The 16,918-nt window shown below is 61.0% G+C and carries 15 protein-coding genes; 7 read left to right on the top strand and 8 right to left on the bottom strand.

Annotated features, from left to right (window positions below; all coding sequences use genetic code 11):
* Positions 1–4: 4 nt before the first annotated feature.
* Together surE and serS are read right to left on the bottom strand one after the other, a co-directional pair.
* Positions 5–769 carry a 5'/3'-nucleotidase SurE gene (gene surE / locus ACI5KX_RS13565; RefSeq protein WP_406811189.1) on the bottom strand — a complete coding sequence of 255 codons (765 nt, stop codon included), beginning with the start codon at positions 767–769 and terminating at the stop codon, positions 5–7.
* Positions 769–2,049 carry a serine--tRNA ligase gene (gene serS, locus ACI5KX_RS13560; RefSeq protein WP_406811188.1) on the bottom strand — a complete coding sequence of 427 codons (1,281 nt, stop codon included), beginning with the start codon at positions 2,047–2,049 and terminating at the stop codon, positions 769–771. Before serS ends, surE begins: the two co-directional genes overlap by 1 nt.
* Before the next feature lie 145 nt (positions 2,050–2,194).
* Between serS and ACI5KX_RS13555 the strand changes: the two genes are divergently transcribed.
* Entirely contained in the window at positions 2,195–2,548 is a 354-nt protein-coding gene (locus ACI5KX_RS13555; protein WP_406811187.1) for a hypothetical protein, read from the top strand.
* Between the two features lie 76 nt (positions 2,549–2,624).
* Here ACI5KX_RS13555 and ACI5KX_RS13550 read toward each other — a convergent pair whose 3' ends face one another.
* Positions 2,625–4,970: a TonB-dependent receptor gene (locus ACI5KX_RS13550; protein WP_406811186.1), complete on the bottom strand. Its 2,346-nt coding sequence runs from the start codon at positions 4,968–4,970 to the stop codon at positions 2,625–2,627.
* Between the two features lie 122 nt (positions 4,971–5,092).
* Here ACI5KX_RS13550 and ACI5KX_RS13545 point away from each other — a divergent pair, with 122 nt between their 5' ends.
* The 5 genes from ACI5KX_RS13545 (at position 5,093) to ACI5KX_RS13525 (ending at position 13,139) form a co-directional block, all read left to right on the top strand.
* The gene (locus ACI5KX_RS13545; RefSeq protein WP_406811185.1) at positions 5,093–5,725 is read left to right on the top strand and encodes a TetR/AcrR family transcriptional regulator; all 633 of its coding nucleotides are present in this window, start codon (positions 5,093–5,095) and stop codon (positions 5,723–5,725) included.
* A gap of 282 nt (positions 5,726–6,007) precedes the next feature.
* Positions 6,008–7,216 carry a TetR/AcrR family transcriptional regulator gene (locus tag ACI5KX_RS13540; protein ID WP_406811183.1) on the top strand — a complete coding sequence of 403 codons (1,209 nt, stop codon included), beginning with the start codon at positions 6,008–6,010 and terminating at the stop codon, positions 7,214–7,216.
* 183 nt (positions 7,217–7,399) lie between these two features.
* Positions 7,400–10,363, top strand: a complete 2,964-nt coding sequence (locus tag ACI5KX_RS13535) for a TonB-dependent receptor domain-containing protein (RefSeq protein ID WP_406811182.1) — start codon at positions 7,400–7,402, stop codon at positions 10,361–10,363.
* A 73-nt stretch (positions 10,364–10,436) separates the two neighbouring features.
* Positions 10,437–11,756, top strand: coding sequence for a spinster family MFS transporter (locus tag ACI5KX_RS13530; RefSeq protein ID WP_406811181.1), 1,320 nt, complete (start codon positions 10,437–10,439; stop codon positions 11,754–11,756).
* A 213-nt stretch (positions 11,757–11,969) separates the two neighbouring features.
* Positions 11,970–13,139 carry a tyrosine-type recombinase/integrase gene (locus tag ACI5KX_RS13525; protein ID WP_406811180.1) on the top strand — a complete coding sequence of 390 codons (1,170 nt, stop codon included), beginning with the start codon at positions 11,970–11,972 and terminating at the stop codon, positions 13,137–13,139.
* A 318-nt stretch (positions 13,140–13,457) separates the two neighbouring features.
* Here the strand turns inward: ACI5KX_RS13525 and ACI5KX_RS13520 are convergent, their stop codons facing one another.
* The 5 genes from ACI5KX_RS13520 to gstA form a co-directional block, all read right to left on the bottom strand.
* On the bottom strand, positions 13,458–13,901 hold the full coding sequence (locus ACI5KX_RS13520) for a PaaI family thioesterase (RefSeq protein WP_406811179.1): 444 nt from the start codon (positions 13,899–13,901) through the stop codon (positions 13,458–13,460).
* Between the two features lie 42 nt (positions 13,902–13,943).
* Positions 13,944–14,378, bottom strand: coding sequence for a DMT family transporter (locus ACI5KX_RS13515; protein WP_406811178.1), 435 nt, complete (start codon positions 14,376–14,378; stop codon positions 13,944–13,946).
* A 111-nt stretch (positions 14,379–14,489) separates the two neighbouring features.
* The gene (locus ACI5KX_RS13510) at positions 14,490–14,708 is read right to left on the bottom strand and encodes a 4-oxalocrotonate tautomerase family protein (protein ID WP_406811177.1); all 219 of its coding nucleotides are present in this window, start codon (positions 14,706–14,708) and stop codon (positions 14,490–14,492) included.
* Positions 14,708–15,103: a nuclear transport factor 2 family protein gene (locus tag ACI5KX_RS13505; RefSeq protein WP_406811176.1), complete on the bottom strand. Its 396-nt coding sequence runs from the start codon at positions 15,101–15,103 to the stop codon at positions 14,708–14,710. Before ACI5KX_RS13505 ends, ACI5KX_RS13510 begins: the two co-directional genes overlap by 1 nt.
* On the bottom strand, positions 15,103–15,708 hold the full coding sequence (gene gstA, locus ACI5KX_RS13500) for a glutathione transferase GstA (RefSeq protein WP_406811175.1): 606 nt from the start codon (positions 15,706–15,708) through the stop codon (positions 15,103–15,105). The genes ACI5KX_RS13505 and gstA overlap by 1 nt, the downstream gene beginning before the upstream one ends.
* Before the next feature lie 110 nt (positions 15,709–15,818).
* Here gstA and ACI5KX_RS13495 point away from each other — a divergent pair, with 110 nt between their 5' ends.
* Positions 15,819–16,706, top strand: a complete 888-nt coding sequence (locus tag ACI5KX_RS13495; protein ID WP_406811174.1) for a LysR family transcriptional regulator — start codon at positions 15,819–15,821, stop codon at positions 16,704–16,706.
* The last annotated feature ends 212 nt before the right edge of the window (positions 16,707–16,918 follow it).

Raw genomic sequence — 16,918 nt, 5'->3', positions numbered from 1 at the left:
CGCCTTACCCCTCGAACCGTTGCGCCATCGCGTCGAGCGAGGAATGGTGCGTCAGGTCGAGTTGCAATGGCGTCACCGCGACATAGCCTTCGTCGATCGCTTCGAGATCGGTTCCGTGGTCGAGCGTGTGTTCGATCGCGTGGAGGCCGAACCAGAAATAGCGGTGCCCGCGAGGATCGGTGCCCTCGACGATTGAGCCGCGCGAATAGTCGTGAAAGCCCTGTCGCACGACGCGAATGCCCTTCACATCGGCGGCGGCGCGCGGCGGGAAGTTGATATTGACCAGCGTACGGTCGGCGAAAGGCGCATCGAGCAGCGGCGCGATCACTTTGGGGCCCCATTCGAGCGCAGCAGCAAAGGGTTCATCGCTCTTGAGCGTTTCGCGGCTGTAGACCTGGCTCAGCGCAATCGAGCGCACGCCAGCCAGCGCGCCTTCGATCGCGGCGGAGACGGTGCCGGAGTAAGTGATGTCGTCGCCGAGGTTGGCGCCGCGATTGACCCCCGACAGGATGAGGTCGGGCGGTTCGTCGAGCACTTCGCGCAGGCCCATCATCACGCTGTCGGTTGGAGTTCCGGTCACCGCGAAACGGCGCTCGGCGAATTGCTGGAGCCGCACGGGATAGTGGAGCGTCAGCGAATGGCCGGCACCCGATTGTTCTTCCGAAGGCGCGCAAACCCAGATGTCGTCCGAAAACTGCCGCGCGATCGTCTCGAGGACCTCGAAACCGGGTGCGTGATAGCCGTCGTCATTGGTGAGGAGGATACGCATTACGAGACAGGTTCAAGCTTGGTCACGCCACCCATATAGGGCGCGAGCGCTTCGGGGACCACCACGCTGCCATCGGCTTGCTGGTAATTCTCGATCACCGCGACGAGCGTGCGCCCGACTGCGAGGCCGGAGCCGTTCAACGTATGGACGAACTCGGTCTTCTTCTCGCCTTCGGGGCGGTAGCGCGCGTTCATCCGCCGCGCCTGGAAATCCCCGGTGTTCGAGCACGAGCTGATCTCGCGATAGGCGCCCTGTCCGGGCAGCCACACTTCGAGATCGAAAGTCTTGCGCGCTCCGAACCCCATGTCGCCGGTGCACAGCAGAACGGTGCGGTAAGGCAGCTCAAGCGCTTCGAGAATGGACTGAGCGGCTTCGAGCATGCGCTGATGTTCGGCTTCGGAATCCTCGGGCTTGACGATGCTGACGAGCTCGCATTTCTCGAACTGGTGCTGGCGGATGAAGCCGCGCGTGTCCTTGCCTGCGGCACCGGCCTCGGAGCGGAAGCACAGCGTGAGCCCGGTGAGCCGCATCGGCAGCGCGCTCTCGTCGAGGATTTCGCCCATGACGCTGGCGGTCAGCGAGACTTCCGAGGTGGGGATGAGCCAGCGGTCGTCGGTCGTCCGGAAACTGTCCTCGGCAAACTTCGGCAGCTTGTCGGTGCCGTACATTGCCTCGTCCCTGACCAGCACCGGCGGGTTGCATTCGGTGTAGCCATTGTCGCGCGTCTGCCGGTCGATCATGAACTGTCCCAGCGCGCGGTGCAGACGGGCTATGTCGCCGCGCAGGAAGGTGAACCGCGCGCCCGAGAGTTTCGCGCCGGTTTCGAAATCCATGCCCAGCGCAGGCGCGATGTCGGCGTGTTCCTTGGGCTCGAAATCAAACGCGCGCTTTTCGCCCCAGGTCGAGACCTCGACATTGCCATCCTCGTCGGCGCGGTCAGGTACGTCGGCAGCGGGCAGGTTGGGGACCACCGCCAGCAGGTCCTTGAGCTGCTGATCGGCATTGCGCGCGGTGTCTTCGAGGGCGGGCAGCGTTTCCTTGAGCTCGGCAACTTCCGCCTTCAGGGCTTCGGCGGTTTCCGTGTCGCCTTTGCCCATGGCCTGGCCGATAAGCTTCGAGGCCTCGTTGCGGCGGCTCTGCGATTCCTGAAGACGGGTCGCGGCCGCGCGGCGGACCTCGTCTGCCTCGATCAACCTGGCGGCCATCGGCTCCGCCCCGCGCCGCGCCAGCGCCGCGTCGAAGCCCTCGGGATCGTCTCGTATCAGGCGAATATCGTGCATGGCGCTGCGCTATGCCCGAGCGAGGAGGCAATGGAAAGTGCCAAGATGCGGGAGCTGCCAGCTCGGCGAGGCGAAGCGCGGATCACGCCAATACCGGAACAATCGGGGCAGGTTATCGGTTCAATAAGCAAAGGAGATCAATCACATGCTCAGAAGCCTTATCGGAGCCGCCATCGGCTCGAAAATCGCCCCCGAAGCCCCGAAGGCAGCGGGTGCCGCCGGAGCCGCTGTTGCAACCGCGATCCCGTTCGTGCTTTCGCGTTTCAGCATTCCCACCATGCTGATGATCGGCGCGGGCGGATATGTCCTGAAGCGCTATCTCGACAAGCGGTCGGAAGACGAAACGCCGCCCGAGCAGAAGGATGCGCTCCAGACCAAACCGAAGAGCGCGCGGAGCAAGACCGCCAAAAAGGCGGTCGATGCGGGTGTCGTGAACCCGCCTCCCGGTGGTGCAACCAACGGATCTGGCGCCGCATCGGGCGCTGGCGCCTCGGGTTAAGCCAGTCCGGCCAAGAAACGAAAGGGCCCGGCTCTCGCAAAGGAGAGCCGGGCCCTTCGTGTTCGAGCAGCAGCGATCAGAAATTGACTTCGGCGGTGACGAACACCCGCCGCGGGTCGCCGTAAAAGCCGGTCAGCGTTCCTTCGAGGCCGAGCGTCGGCGTGAACGGCACCCCGCCGGTTCCCCCGGATACGAAGTTGTACCCCGCCACGATATATTCCTTGTCGAACAGGTTCTTGCCGTGGACACCGATCGAGAACAGCCCGCTGTCGAGCGTGTAGACGATGCTGGCATCGACCAGCACGAAGCTGTCCTGGTCGAGGAACGGGTTGGGCACTTCGAACTGGCTCGCATCGTCGCGCAGCGAGGCTGACCCGAGGAAATCGAGCATCCCGTCAGCCACCGGCACGCCGAGCACGAAGCCCATATGCGCGGTGATATCGGGCGTGTTCTGGAACACCCGCTGGTCGGCGACGTCGTTGCCGAAGGCGTCGATGAAGGTGTTGAACTTCGCATCGAGCACGCCGAGCGACCAGTTGACGTTGAGGCGGCTGCCCGGTCCTGCGAAGTCGCGGCCAACGAGAGCGTTGCCTTCGAACTCGATCCCGTTGACGTCGGCATCGGCGGCGTTCGACGTGATGCCGATGAAGCTGTCGTTGACGCCGTCATTGTTGGTGTCGAGCCCGACCGATCCGGGGATCTGCACATCGCTGTACTGGCCGAGGAAGGCCGCGAGCGAGATGTTGAGCCGGTTGTCGAGCAACGAGGCCTTCCACCCGAGTTCGTAGCTGTCGACCGTTTCCGGGGCGAAGCGCAGGAATTCGAACTGGTCGTCGAAATCCACGTCGCCATCGCCATCGAGATCGGGTGCGGCAGAGGTCTGCCCGCGCGGATCGAAGCCGCCGCCTTTGAAACCCTGCGAGTAGGTGAAGTAGATATTGTGGTCCGGTGTCGGCTTGAAACTGATCGAGGCGCGCGGGTTGAAATCCTCGAAGGTTTCCGAGCCTTCGAAATCGCTGGTGACCGCGATCGGGATCGCCGGGCTGTTGGGAATGAACAGGTCGGAGAACCCGCCGATGAAGGTTGTGCGCAGCACACGGCTGGTGCGCTTGTCATTGGTGTAGCGCCCGCCGAGCGAAACGCTCAGCGTGTCGGTGATGTCGTAGGTGAAATCGCCAAATACCGACCAGGTTTCGGTCCCGACATCGCCCAGCGTCTGCGCGTTGAGGCCCGGCAAGTTGATAAGGTCGCCGGTGGTGAACAGCGCCACATCGAATGCGGTGAATGCGCTCGCATCGAGATAGTAGAAGCCGAGCACGCCCGAAAGCCGGTCGCCTTCGTAAAGCAGTTGCAGCTCCTGGCTGAACTGGTCGTTCTCGTAGATCGCCGGGACGTCGAGGTCGGCTGCCGGCAGGCTGTCGAAGTCGATCGGCGTCGTCGACTTGTCCTCGCGATAACCGGTGATCGACTTGAGCGTCAGTTCGGGGCTTAGCTCGAGCGCGATGTTCAGCGCGCCGCCATAGGCCTCGACCTCCTGATCGACCACGTTCAACCCTGCGCGTGTGTCGAACACGCTGTCGAGCACCGGTGCGCCAGTGAACAGGCCCGGGATCAGGCGATGGCCCTGCCGTGCCTCGCTATTGTCCTTCACATAATCGCCCGAGAGGCGGACGAAGAGCGGGCCGTTGTCGAATTCGATCGTGCCGCGCGCTGCCCAGACATCCTTGTTGTAGTTCTCGACGCCGAGATTGAGGTTCTCGCCAAAGCCGCCGCGCGAGAGGCGCGCACCGCTGGCCCCGATCTTGAGGCTGTCGGTAAGCGGGGTCGATCCGGTGACGATGACATCCGCCTGGTCGTAGGATCCATAAGTGCCGCGGATCGACAGGCTCGGATCGTCGGGAAGCCGCGCGGTCACATATTTGATCGCCCCGCCGATCGTGTTGCGGCCGTAGAGCGTGCCCTGCGGCCCGCGCAGCACCTCGATGCGCTCGACATCGTAAACGTCGAGCACCGCGGCTTGCGGGCGGTTGAGATAGACGTCATCGACGTAGAGACCGACGCCCGCTTCGAACCCGGCGACCGGGTCCTGCTGGCCGACGCCGCGGATGAAGGCGGTGAGGGTGGTGTTGGTCCCGCGGCTGACTTCGAGCGTGATGTTGGGGATTTGCTGGGCGACCTGGGTGATGTCCTGGATGCCCTGCTGTTCGAGCGCCTCGCCGGAGATCGCCGACACCGAAAGCGGCACGTCGAGCAACGCTTCTTCGCGGCGCCGCGCGGTGACGATGATGCCACTGCCCTGCGTCGTCACAGTGGCTTCGGTTTCTTCCGCCTCGCTGTCCTGCGCGATGGCGGGGGCGGCGAAAGTGGCAAGGCCGGCGCACCCGGCAAGCAGCGCGGCACGGGTGGCGAATTTCGTATTCATAGGTTGGTCCTCTCCCAAAAACCTGTGTGAAGAGGAGCAATATTGAAAGTTGAACCAACTTTCAAGTTTAGACTTGTGCGAAGCGTTTTCGCTGCTTAGTCAGGACGCCGGGAGAGATGGGCATGGCGGTTTCCGAAAGCGCGGTAAACGACAGCAAGGCGCCGCGCACCGAGCGTGGGAGACGGACGCTGCGCAAGTTGCTGGACGCCTCGGCGATCGAATTCGGCGAAAAAGGGTTTCACGAAGCTTCGGTGAGTTCGATCACCCGCCGTGCGGGCGTCGCTCTGGGCAGTTTCTACACCTATTTCGACAGCAAGGACGCGCTGTTCCGCGCGCTGGTCGCCGATATGAGCGACAACGTCAAAACGAGCGCGCGAGCCGCGCTCAAGGACGACATGGGCGCGCTCGAAATCGAGCAGGCGGCGCTCGCCGCGTTCCTCGATTTTGCGCGCGAGCACAAGGAAATCTACCGCATCATCGACGAAGCCGAATTCGTCGATCCCGCGAGCTATCGCAATCACTACGAGACGATCGCATCGCGCATACAGTCGCGCCTCGAAGCGGGCTCGAAGACGGGCGAGTTGCGCGACGGCCTTGGCGAGCTCGAGGCCTGGGCGGTGATGGGAATGAACGTGTTCGTCGGCCTGCGCTACGTCGTCTGGGCCGACCGCGATGGCGAGACCCCGCGCACCTCGCAGGAGATCGCGGAGGCGATCAACCGGCTGCTGGCAAACGGGGTCGCCAAGCCCGCCTGAACCCTCCTCTGCTCGCCGTCCAACATGTCGATCTCGCTGGCCATGGCCTCCATATCGAACACCGCCTGCGGCTTGAGATCGAGCCCATCACGCGTAGGCTGCGCTCCAGCGCGACCACCAGAGATATCCCGATCGCCCGCTGAGCTGCTGCAAGAAATCCTTCCCTAGTGCCCTCTGCTGCAATTTTCATAATCCGGGTATGGCTGCCTTCGTGCGATCGCTGATCGCGCCAAGTCCAGCCTGAAGCTTGCGCTTCGGTCCTGCCTGCATCATCATGGCGACATGGATGGCGTTCGGACAGCCCGCTGGATCGAAAAGCGCGAGACCATTCTGGATGCCGGCGCGCGCGTGCTCAATCGTGCGGGTCTGTCGGGCCTTAGGCTTGCCGAAGTCGCTGCGGAGATCGGACTTCGGCGGCCCAGCATCGCGTATTACTTCGGCAATGTGGAGGAGCTGGCCGAGGCGCTCTACGAGCGAGCGCTGGAGCAGATCGATACGCGGATCGAGGTCGCCAGCCGCGAAGGCAGCACGCGTGAGCGGATCGCCCGTTTCCTCGATCTTGAACTCGAACACTACGCACTGGAGCGTCGCGGAGAAGCTGTCAGGCGACCGCAGCTTGGCGAAATCCGTGCGCTTTCGCTCGACCGGCGTCGCCGCCTCGGCGCGAAGTATGACGGCATCTTGCGGCGGCTGTCCGCCATGCTCGAAACGGCGGATGCAGAAGGCGGGCTGATCCTGCAACTCGGCCCGGCGCATTTCCTGATGGAAAGCGTCTTCTGGATCCCGGCCTGGATCGACGAATACGAAGAATGGATGTTCGAGCGGGTCCGCGACGCGATGATCGAGACCTATCTTCATGGCATCCGGATCCGGCCCTCAACCGATGCGCGACCGTCCCTCGTGAAGCTGGCGGCGACGACTGGTCCGGGCGTAGACCGCGATGCTTATCTGCGCGCCGCCTCGCGGCTGCTCTGCGACCACGGGGTGAGGGGTATGGCGATCGACATGATCGCCGCCGAGCTCAACGTGACGAAGGGTAGCTTCTATCATCACCACACCGAGAAACAGGAGCTCATCGAAGCCTGTTTTGCGCAGAGTGAGGCCCGCCTGAGCGAGTGGCAGCGCCAGGCGAGCAGGCGCGACCTGCCTCCGGAGGACCGGGTTTCGGCGGTGCTGCATTCGGTTGTCAGCAACCAGCTCGCGGGCAAGTTCCCGCTGCTGAGGACTTCTGCACTTCCGAGCGTCGGTGCCGAGGACAGGGCCAAGATTATCGCCCAGGCTAGGCGCAGCTTTCGCTGGTTCGCGTCCGAAATCAGCGCGGCCGTCAAGAGCGGTGGATCGGCTTCTCCCGATCCGTTCGTTGCGGCCCAGATGATCGGCGCAGCGGCCAACGCTTCATACGACCTGGGTCGAATGTATCGCGGCAAGATCTCGGCCAGGGACGCGCCGGTTTTCACCCTCATATTGGAGTGCGGTGCGACAGCCCTTTGAAAGGCGGTGCGGACTATCCCCATTCTCCACTTGAAATGGATATTTAATAAGCGCAGTATGCCCCTCGGTTGGGAGAGGCCAGATATAGATCGGCATAAGCCGACGACAGGCGGAATGAGTGGATTCCGCCACAATTCGATGACCTGTCCTGCCGGGGAGTAATTCCTGCTCTGGGGAGAGGACATGAAAAGCATTTTCTACAGCACTATTGCGCGCGGCGCGCTCGGCGCGGCGCTTCTTGCGGCACCGGTTTCTGCTTACGCGCAGGATCAGGAAGAGGCGGATTCGGCCGCCAGCGAAACGCAAGGTCGCACGATCGTCGTTACCGGTACGCTCATTCGCGGCACGCCCGAAGACGCGGCGCTGCCGGTGGACGTGTTCACCGCAGACGACCTTGCGAAGCAGGGCGTCGACAGCCCGCTCGAATTCATCAAGGAATTGCCTTCGGTCGGCGCGGTGCTGGGTGACACCAACCAGTTCTCGACAGCGGCTCAGGGCTTCCAGGGCGTCGGCTCGATCAACCTTCGCGGCCTCGGCCCGACCCGTACGCTGGTGCTGCTCAATGGCAAGCGCACGATCCTGACGCCGGGCGCCGGCTTCGTCGATACGCAGCTCATCCCGCTGTTTGCGCTGGAGCGTGTCGAAATCCTCAAGGACGGCGCAGGCTCGACCTACGGTTCGGATGCGATCGCCGGTGTGGCGAACTTCATCACCCGCAGCGACTTTACCGGGGTCGAACTGCAGGGTGACTACACCTTCATCGACGGGTCGGACGACGACTACAGCGTAAGCGCGCTGGCCGGCTTCAACCTCGGCAGCGATGCCAATCTCGTGATCGGCGCAGGATACCAGCACCGTTCCGAACTGCCGACGACGGCGCGCGAGTACACCGCTACCGATTATCCGACCAACCCCTCGGCCTATTCGGCACTTTCGACGCCCGGCCTCGTCGCAGTCACCTATTTCGACGGCGGCATCAACACGCAGGTCCGGCCCGATCGCGGGTGCAACGACCTCGGCGGTTTTCAGGACGGTGGAATCTGCCGGTTCACCTTCATCCCCTTCGACAACATCGTCGAGGATGAAGACCGCTATCAGGTTTTCGCCCAGTTTACCGCCGATTTGAGCGACAAGGTGCGCTTCCAGGCCGATGCGCTCTGGGCGCGCAGCGAACTGGACTCGCTCAATTATTCGCCTGCCTTTCCGCCGACGCAGGGCCCGAACGGCTCGGGCTTTCTGAGCGCGTTCACGACTTCGCCGCTGAACCCGGGCTTGCCGGCGTTCCTCGACCAGGTCGGCCTGCCGCAAAGCTCGGCGACGGCTCCGATCGTTGCGGTGACCAATGTGCTGTTCCGCCCGTTCGGCTATCTCGGCAATCCGCTCGATACCGATCGCGGTGCAGGACGTGGCGGAGCGACGAACGATGCCTTCCGGATAAGCGGCGGTTTCGAGATCGGGCTGTCCGACACGCTGACGCTCGATATCGGCGGAACCTATTGGGAATCCTATCGCGAGGCCTTCGCTCCCGGCATCATCGGCTCGCGGCTGCAAGCTGCGCTGAACGGGTTCGGCGGACCCAACTGCACCGGTGCAACGCCCGGCGCAAACGGCTGCCTATGGTTCAACCCGTTCGCCAATGCGGGCCCCGAAAACCCGACGCTCAATATCGCGAACCCGTTCTACGTTCCGGGCGCGGAAAACTCGCCCGAACTGGTCCGCTGGCTGCAGGTCCGCAACGGCACCATCGATGAGGAGCGTCAGGGCGTTTTCGATATCGTCCTGTCGGGTGAAACAGGTCTCGAGCTCGGAGGCGGCCCGGTCGCCTTCGCCGTCGGTGCGCAGTACCGCACCAACACCTACACCAGCGATCCGATCAACGATGAAGCGAACCTCAACATCAACCCGTGCTTCATCGAAGGCGATACGAGCTGCGTCGGAACGACCACCGACGGTGTCGGCTCGTTTATCTTCCTCGGCGGTTTCCGTCCGGTGAAGCTCGACCAGGATGTCTACGCGCTGTTCGCGGAGGTGAACCTGCCGATCACCGATAGTCTCGAGGTCAACGGCGCGATCCGATACGAGGATTATGGCGATCCGATCGGTTCGACGATCAATCCGAAGGGCTCTTTCCGTTTCGAAGCGACCGACTGGCTGACACTGCGCGGTTCGATCGGGACAACCTTCCGCGGCCCGCTTGCATCGGACGTTGCCGACAACTCGGTGACCGCGCTGCAGGGCTTCACCGCCGCGGGTGGTAACTTCAAGTCGCTCGACATATTCGGCAATCCGACCGATCTCGGCCCGGAGACCGCGCTGACCTACAACATCGGCGCGATCTTCAATGGTGATCTCGGCGGGGCGAACCTGACCTTCTCGGTCGATTACTGGGCGATCAATCTCGAAGACCGGATCACCACGACGCCGGGCGATGCGATTGCCAGCCTGGTTGCCAACGGCCAGACCACCGGCACCGCGCCGGTCGACTGTTCGAGCCCGCTTGTCGGCCTCATAACCTTCAGCGGTAACCAGTGTATTCAGGGCACCACCACCGGTCTCGATATCAGCCGCGTGCGGACCGATTTCGTCAATGGCCCCGATGTCGACATCTCCGGCATTGATTTCGCAGTCAACGTCGACATTCCGATCGGCGAAAGCCTGATGTTCTCTTTCGGTGGCAACGCGGTCTACAATCTCGAATACGCTTTCGACGATTTCGAGGTGCAAGGCGTCGTGGTCCTTCCGGCCTATGACGCTGTGGGGCTCGGAAACTACTTCCGCGATCCCAACACGCTACCGGAATGGCGCGCCAACGGTTACGCCAACGTCAATTTCGAGCCGGTCAATGTGCGCTACACGGTGACCTATATCGATGGCGTGCTCGACGATCGTTGCCTCAACGTCGATCCGTGCTTCCAGACCTCGCAGGGGCCGACCGATTACGGTGTCGTCAGCGGGTCCTACACCCAGCACGACATAGCCGTGACGCTCGATCTCGAGCTGGCCGGAGTGGATGTGCAGTTGCAAGGCTCCATCGAGAACTTCACCAACGAGGAGCCGGCACAGGCGCAATTGCCGCTCGGCTTCAACCCGTTCATCGGGAATGCGATCGGCCGGAATTACCGGTTGTCGCTGCGAACCCGCTTCTGATTGCGGATCACAAGGGGCCGGGGCGTGATGCTCCGGCCCTTTTTCTTTACTCCGACAAGAGCTTCCCAGCCCGATGAGCACCGCACCTGCCGCACCCGTTGCGGGAAGTCCGACCGGCCACCAGGACGTGAGCGCGAGAGCCCGCAACGTCACTCTGGCGCTGCTAACGGTCACCTATTTCTTCAGCTATATGGACCGGCAGATCCTCGCGATCCTGCTCGAGGATATCAAAGCCGACCTGCTGCTCAACGACACGCAACTGGGGCTGCTGTCGGGCTTCGCCTTCGCGCTGTTCTATGCGACGCTTGGCATACCGGTCGCCGCGCTCGCCGACCGGATGAACCGGGTGAACATCATCTCCATCGCGCTGGCCCTGTGGAGCGCCATGACCGCCGTCTGCGGGCTCGCGCAGAATTTTACCCAGCTGCTGCTTGCCCGGATCGGCGTCGGTATCGGAGAGGCAGGATCGAGTCCGCCCAGCCACTCGATCATCGCCGACATGTTTCCGGCCAACAAACGCGCGCTGGCGCTGTCGATCTATTCGCTCGGGGTCACGCTCGGCGCGGCGGCCGGACAGATGTTCGGCGGCAATCTGACCTACTTCTTCGACTGGCGGGTCGCTTTCATCGCCATCGGGCTGCCCGGTGTGGTACTCGCGATCATCGTCAAGGTGTTCGCGACCGAGCCGATGCGGAAAGCCGAGCCTGGCGCGGTCGAGGCGACCGAAATGCCGTCGATCAGGGACGGCTTTCGCACCATCTTCGCCAATCGCGCTGCGGTCTGGCTGGTCGCGGGCGTCACGCTGACGTCGATGATCGGCTATGCGCTGACCGGCTGGACGCCTGCCTACCTGATCCGGTCTTTCGAGCTGAATACGCTGCAGATCGGCAATATCGTTGCCCCGCTGCTCGCGCTTGCGGGGATTGCCAGCGGACTGGGCAGCGGGTGGCTGGCGAACCGCCTCTCGGATCGCTTCGGCCTGCACGCGCAACCTCTGATGATTGCGGTGCTCAAGACCATCGCGCTGCCGTTCCTGATTTGGTTCTACCTCGCCGAGGATGCGTTCTGGGCGGTCGGGGTGTACTTCCTCGCGCTGCTGTTCCAGTCCTGCTACCTCGGCCCGACCTTCGCTTTGATCCAGACGCTTGCGCCGCTCAAGATGCGTGCGGTCTGGGCGGCGATCACGCTGCTCGTCATCAACCTGATCGGACTGGGCGCAGGGCCGACGATGGTGGGAGTGATTTCCGACCTGTTCGTCGAGCGGTATGGCGAGGAATCGCTGCGCTATTCGCTGCTGGTCATCGCCTCGCTCACCCCGCTCGCGATCTTCGCCTACTGGAGGGCTTCGGTCGCCTTGAAAGCCATGGCTGCGAGGACGGCGGGGGCGAACTGATCCCGGTCTGCACCGGATCGATCATTCGGCCTCGAACAGGAATGGTGGGCGCGGCAAGGATTGAACTTGCGACCCCACCCGTGTGAAAGGTGGGAAAACGGGCGTTCGCGCCTTCACGCGGACAATAAAATCCAATAAAAACAGTCACAGGCGTTCGGACGTGTCCGCCTATGTTTTTCATGTTTTTTTCATGGATTTTGGAGTGCCGCGAAAATGCCCGATCTTAGCCGCATTGGAGAGCGCGAGAAGCTGAAGCCAAAGGCGGGGGATGAACCCCATTGGCAGCGGCTTCGCCAAGGGGTCTATCTCGGTTATCGGCCTTCGAAGAAGAAGGCGGGCGGCACATGGTTTGCGCGCTTCTATGACTCCGAAGCCAATCGAAATTCTCGCAAGCGGCTGGGCGACTATTGCACCCTCACCGGTCATGATGTCTTCAAGCAGGCTAAGGCCGATGCCGAAAGCTGGGCCGAGACGGTCGAAAGCGGGGGCGAGCGTGCCCGCAACATGGTGACGGTCAGGGATGCCTGCGAAGCCTATCTCGAGCAAAAGCCCGGATCGATTGCCGAAGGCGTCTTTCGCCGCCACGTCTATTCCGATCCACTCGCCAAGGTGAAGCTAGACAAGCTGAGGCGCCATCATCTGAAGACATGGCGCAAGCGGCTGGAAGAGGCACCGGCCTTGCTCACGCGCAGCAAGAAGTGCGAAAAGCGCTGGAAAGAGCGCGCCAAATCGACAGTCAATCGCGACATGGTGCCCTTGCGCGCCGCATTAGGCATGGTCCTAAAGCCCGTTGCGCCAAATACTGATGCGGCATGGCAAGAGGCGCTTCGCCCTTTCAAGGGAGCTGATAAGCGCCGCGAGCTGTATCTCGACCGGGATGAGCGCCGGAAGCTGATCGATGCGACCGGCGAGGAGGCGCGGGCTTTCGTGAAGGCGCTTTGCCTCTTGCCGCTTCGCCCCGGCGCGCTCGCAGGTCTGACCGTGCGCGACTTCGACAAGCGCACCCGCTCGCTCACGATTGGCAAGGACAAGAACGGCAATCCGCGCCAGATTTCCTTGCCGCCAGTGATTGCGGATTTCTTTGCTGCCCAGGTGAAGTCCAAACTGCCAGCCGCGCCGATCTTCGCCCGCTCTTGCGGTGAGGCATGGCACAAGGACGCTTGGAAATACCCGATCAAGGAAGCGGTTAAGGGGGCTGGATTGCCCGCTGCCGCTTCGGCCTACACGCTTCGACATAGCGTCATTACGGACCTGATCCGCTCACGCTTGCCGATCCTGACCGTCGCGCAACTATCGGGCACGAGCGTAGCGATGATCGAAAAGCACTACGGCCACCTAGTGCGCGATGATGCCGAGGAAGCGCTTGCTTCGTTGGCGCTCTAGGACGCGTTGAGGCTAACTGAGCGTCGGCTTAACCTACGGCTGGACGAAAAGCGGACTTTCCGCTTCCGACCCATGAACTGACTTTGTAGGCTCGGAGCTCATCCTGAAAGCTGACTGGCCGCTTTGCTGCGTTGCAGGCTGAAACCGACCCAATTGAGGACGCTTTTGCGAAGCCAAATATGTGCCACCGACGGTCAGTCAGTGTGACCCGCTTGGTGTGGCTAAACGCACCGGGTTTCAATGGCCAATCATGGGGTGCGTTCCCGACTTGATCCTTCTAAGTTTGAGACGGGCACAAAACCATGGCCAGACCAGGGATCAAGCTCGGCCCAGTATCCGGCACGTAGCTGTCGCGTGTGCATAGATCTTGCCGTCACCATCCTTCAGCATGGCTTGGGAGATTGCGGAAGTTCGGGTGCGATCGATCACCTCACCAACAGCGAAGAGTTCTTCATTGATCGGGACGGGCCGAACCATCTTCACGTTGAGGTCCACCGTGCCAAAGCCGATCCCCGCTGGAAGCAGGGTATGGACGGCGCAGCCGGTCGCCGCATCGAGCACTGTCGCAGCAAAACCACCATGAATGGCGCCCATAGGATTGGTGTGCCTCTCGTCCGCCCTCGCTGTGAACGACACACGTCCTTGTTCGGCTTCGGTGATCTTCATCGGTATAACGCTGGCGATACCTCGATCACCCATATTGCCGGGCAGATTCGCCCCCATCTGCATCAATTCAAGGCCTGTCATTTTAATCAGATTCATATTGGTTCTCCGTAAAGAGGGGGCACGAAGATCCTTGCTCGGCTAGCTCCGCGCCAGCGCCACGCCCATTCCGAGCATGAGCACGCCAATAATTCTTTGCGGGGAGATCGGATGTTTGATCGCTCCTAGGAATGCGAAGTGATCAATTGCGGTCGAGCAAACGATTTGGCCGAACAGGATCAAAATGACCGCATTGCCCAGACCAATCCGGGGCGCACCGAAGGTAATCGTGCCTAGATAGAAGACGAAAATTGTCCCTGCCATCAGCTGCGCCGGGTGTACCGATCGCAACTGCCCCCAATTCGGGTGCCCGGTAATGGTCAGCAAAGTAAGGCTGCAAAGCGCTGCGACTACCGATAGTACCAAAACCGCAGCTAGTGGGCTGTCGAGCCTTGTTCCCAGGGAAGCGTTCAACGCGGCCATTATGGGAATTCCGAACCCTGCAAGAAACAGGGCGGCGTAGATTGTGTGGGCCATAGAGGGCATGGGCAGTCAGCCTTTTGAAGGGTTTCCTCCCCCTCGTGTTGCAATACGAGGGGGAGGATGCAGCCGAGTAGCGTTCGGGGGTTGGGGATAGATGGCTACCGGCTACTTTTTCGCTCTGATCTTCTGAACAGAGCGTCCACCGATGCCCCAGGAGGAGAGAGGGACCTCGTCGATGACAACAAATGTTGTCGACGGGTTTTTCCCGAGAACATCGTGGAGGAGAGTTGTGACACCCGCGATCAGTTCGAGCTTCTCGTCGCAGGTCGGACCATCGCCGTTAGGTCCGCCTTCCTTCGTCACTTTTATATTGACGTATGGCATCAGACTTTTCTTTCTGAGGAGTGAGTGAATACCTTTGAGATTATCTTCCACTGCCCACCATCCAGGATGAGTGTGAGCGCGTCTCGATAGATGCGCCCCATCAGCCTCATGGAGGCCAGGATGACGATGATCCTGTCGTTCACGTGGCTAATTGCCTTGATCTTGGGATTGACCGAGCTACCGCGTTGGTCCTCGGGTTGTCGTTGGGCCACGTCCCAGAGATATTCTCCAAGCCCTTTTGACACGAAGGCGCCTTTCGTAGCGTTCACGTAATTGAGCTCGTCATGAAACACGGATCGCAGGATTTCCGGATCTGCGCGCCGCAATCCAACGAAGTAACGGCTCATTACATCCAAGACTTCATCTTCGACCCGATCTTTTACGAGAGCAGACATTAGATCAGACCTTCGGCTTTGAGGGCCATCTGGACGCTTGGTCGGCTCAAAACCCTGTCAATTAAGGCTGAGAGTTTTGGCCAAGCAGTGAGGTCGATGTCCTGGACGTTCGCCCAGTTTGCGACCACAAAGAGATAGGCGTCCGCCGCCGAAAAGGTGTCGCCTACAAGAAACTCTCGCCCATCGCTGAGTAGGCCTTCGATGTACGAGAACCTTTCTTTGATATTGGCTTTGGCCTGCTCGGCGGCTTCACCCTCAGCTCCCTTGAAGAGAGGTGTGAACGCCTTGTGCAGCTCGGAAGAGGTGTAGTTGAGGTGTTCCTGAAGCCGCGTTCGCTCGACCGATCCCGGCTTCGGCGAAAACGCCTTATCCGCAGCGGAGTCTGCGATGAATTGGAGCACGGCTGCGCCCTCAGTAAAGATGTCGCCGCTCTCAAGCTCGAGCGCGGGAACATGACCCTTTGGGTTGATATCGCGAAAGTTCTTGCCGGTACCGGTTCTCCCGGTTTCCGGTGATACCGGCTCAAGCTCAAAGTCCTGTCCCGTCTCGCGCAGCATAATGTGACTGGCTGCTGAGCAGGCACCTGGGATGTAATACAGTTTCATTGCATTTCCTTTGTTGGCTTTGCGTGAGCCATTAGGTATGCGGAAACATGATCTTTAGATAATATTGATTTTTCCCACTCATGATCTGAATTTATGATCGTTTAAGCGCTATGACCCTCGATCAAATCATCGCTGTTGAAGCCGTAGTTGCGACGGGAACCTTCCGTGCAGCGGCTGACAGACTGAACAAGGCGCAGTCGGCCGTAAGCCATCAGGTCCGAAAGCTCGAAGATGAACTGGGCTTCGAAATTTTTTCCCGTGAGGCATATCGCCCTGTCCTCACCGAGAGAGGCAGGGCCGTGTACACTCAAGCGACGCGTGTTCTCCATCACGTGCGCAGCCTCCAAGCGACAGCGTCTGGTTTGAGAGGTGAGCAAGAAGCCAGGGTGAGCATTTCTGTCACCGCCACTATGCCCATCGATCTTCTGCTGGAGCCTTTGAAAACCGTTGGAGAACTCTTCCCCGCGACGCACATTCGGGTCTATTCTGATATGATGGGTGGCCCGCTCTCGAGATTGATGAACAATGAGGCTGACCTGATCATTGCGTCACTGGCTGGTGTGCCGATCGACGAAGTAGATGCGACACCGCTAGGGAAGATTACGATCCAACCGGTCTGTAGTGCGCAACACCATTTAGCCTCGATGGAGGGGGTGCGCTCGATTGCAGAAATGCAAAACGAGTTGCAGATTGTCGTCGCCGATACCGTAGGCGGAGACTTCGAGCAGAGCAGGGATGTCACGCCCGGAGGCCAAGGGTGGACCGTATCCGATTTCAGTACCAAGAGAGCAGTTCTGCTTTCGGTACAGGGATGGGGCGGAATGCCGCTGCATCTTGTCAGGGACGATCTTTCTCAAGGAAGATTGGTGGCGCTTAATGTCGAAGGATTTCCACCGCGGATTACCGAGCTTTACGCGATAAGAAAACGCGGCAAGGAAATTGGGCAGGTGCAGGCCGAGATATGGCAAAGGCTGATTGAACTGGACAGCACTACCTGAGAAATTGCGCTTGATTGGTGAGTAAACTGGTTTCGTTGTAACACAAAAACGAATGGAACCTGTAGCGCAGATAGTCCGCTCCGATATCTTAGTTCGTAGCCGGACAACACCCGCCTAATCAGCAACCATCCTCGTCCGATTTTCACCCATGAGCAGTCTTTAGACAGGCTCGGAGAGCCTCCTAAAAGCCGACTGGCCGCTTCGCTGCGTGA

The sequence above is a fragment of the Erythrobacter sp. GH1-10 genome (assembly GCF_045363165.1).
GTDB lineage: Bacteria > Pseudomonadota > Alphaproteobacteria > Sphingomonadales > Sphingomonadaceae > Erythrobacter.
The sequence above is the reverse complement of the archived record's forward strand: the minus strand, read 5'-3'. Positions and strand labels throughout refer to the sequence as shown.

Coding starts and splice junctions, on each gene's coding strand:
- surE (WP_406811189.1), bottom strand. CDS start 769: ATGCGTATCCTCCTCACCAATGACGACGGCTATCACGCACCCGGTTTC.
- serS (WP_406811188.1), bottom strand. CDS start 2,049: ATGCACGATATTCGCCTGATACGAGACGATCCCGAGGGCTTCGACGCG.
- ACI5KX_RS13555 (WP_406811187.1), top strand. CDS start 2,195: ATGCTCAGAAGCCTTATCGGAGCCGCCATCGGCTCGAAAATCGCCCCC.
- ACI5KX_RS13550 (WP_406811186.1), bottom strand. CDS start 4,970: ATGAATACGAAATTCGCCACCCGTGCCGCGCTGCTTGCCGGGTGCGCC.
- ACI5KX_RS13545 (WP_406811185.1), top strand. CDS start 5,093: ATGGCGGTTTCCGAAAGCGCGGTAAACGACAGCAAGGCGCCGCGCACC.
- ACI5KX_RS13540 (WP_406811183.1), top strand. CDS start 6,008: ATGGATGGCGTTCGGACAGCCCGCTGGATCGAAAAGCGCGAGACCATT.
- ACI5KX_RS13535 (WP_406811182.1), top strand. CDS start 7,400: ATGAAAAGCATTTTCTACAGCACTATTGCGCGCGGCGCGCTCGGCGCG.
- ACI5KX_RS13530 (WP_406811181.1), top strand. CDS start 10,437: ATGAGCACCGCACCTGCCGCACCCGTTGCGGGAAGTCCGACCGGCCAC.
- ACI5KX_RS13525 (WP_406811180.1), top strand. CDS start 11,970: ATGCCCGATCTTAGCCGCATTGGAGAGCGCGAGAAGCTGAAGCCAAAG.
- ACI5KX_RS13520 (WP_406811179.1), bottom strand. CDS start 13,901: ATGAATCTGATTAAAATGACAGGCCTTGAATTGATGCAGATGGGGGCG.
- ACI5KX_RS13515 (WP_406811178.1), bottom strand. CDS start 14,378: ATGGCCCACACAATCTACGCCGCCCTGTTTCTTGCAGGGTTCGGAATT.
- ACI5KX_RS13510 (WP_406811177.1), bottom strand. CDS start 14,708: ATGCCATACGTCAATATAAAAGTGACGAAGGAAGGCGGACCTAACGGC.
- ACI5KX_RS13505 (WP_406811176.1), bottom strand. CDS start 15,103: ATGTCTGCTCTCGTAAAAGATCGGGTCGAAGATGAAGTCTTGGATGTA.
- gstA (WP_406811175.1), bottom strand. CDS start 15,708: ATGAAACTGTATTACATCCCAGGTGCCTGCTCAGCAGCCAGTCACATT.
- ACI5KX_RS13495 (WP_406811174.1), top strand. CDS start 15,819: ATGACCCTCGATCAAATCATCGCTGTTGAAGCCGTAGTTGCGACGGGA.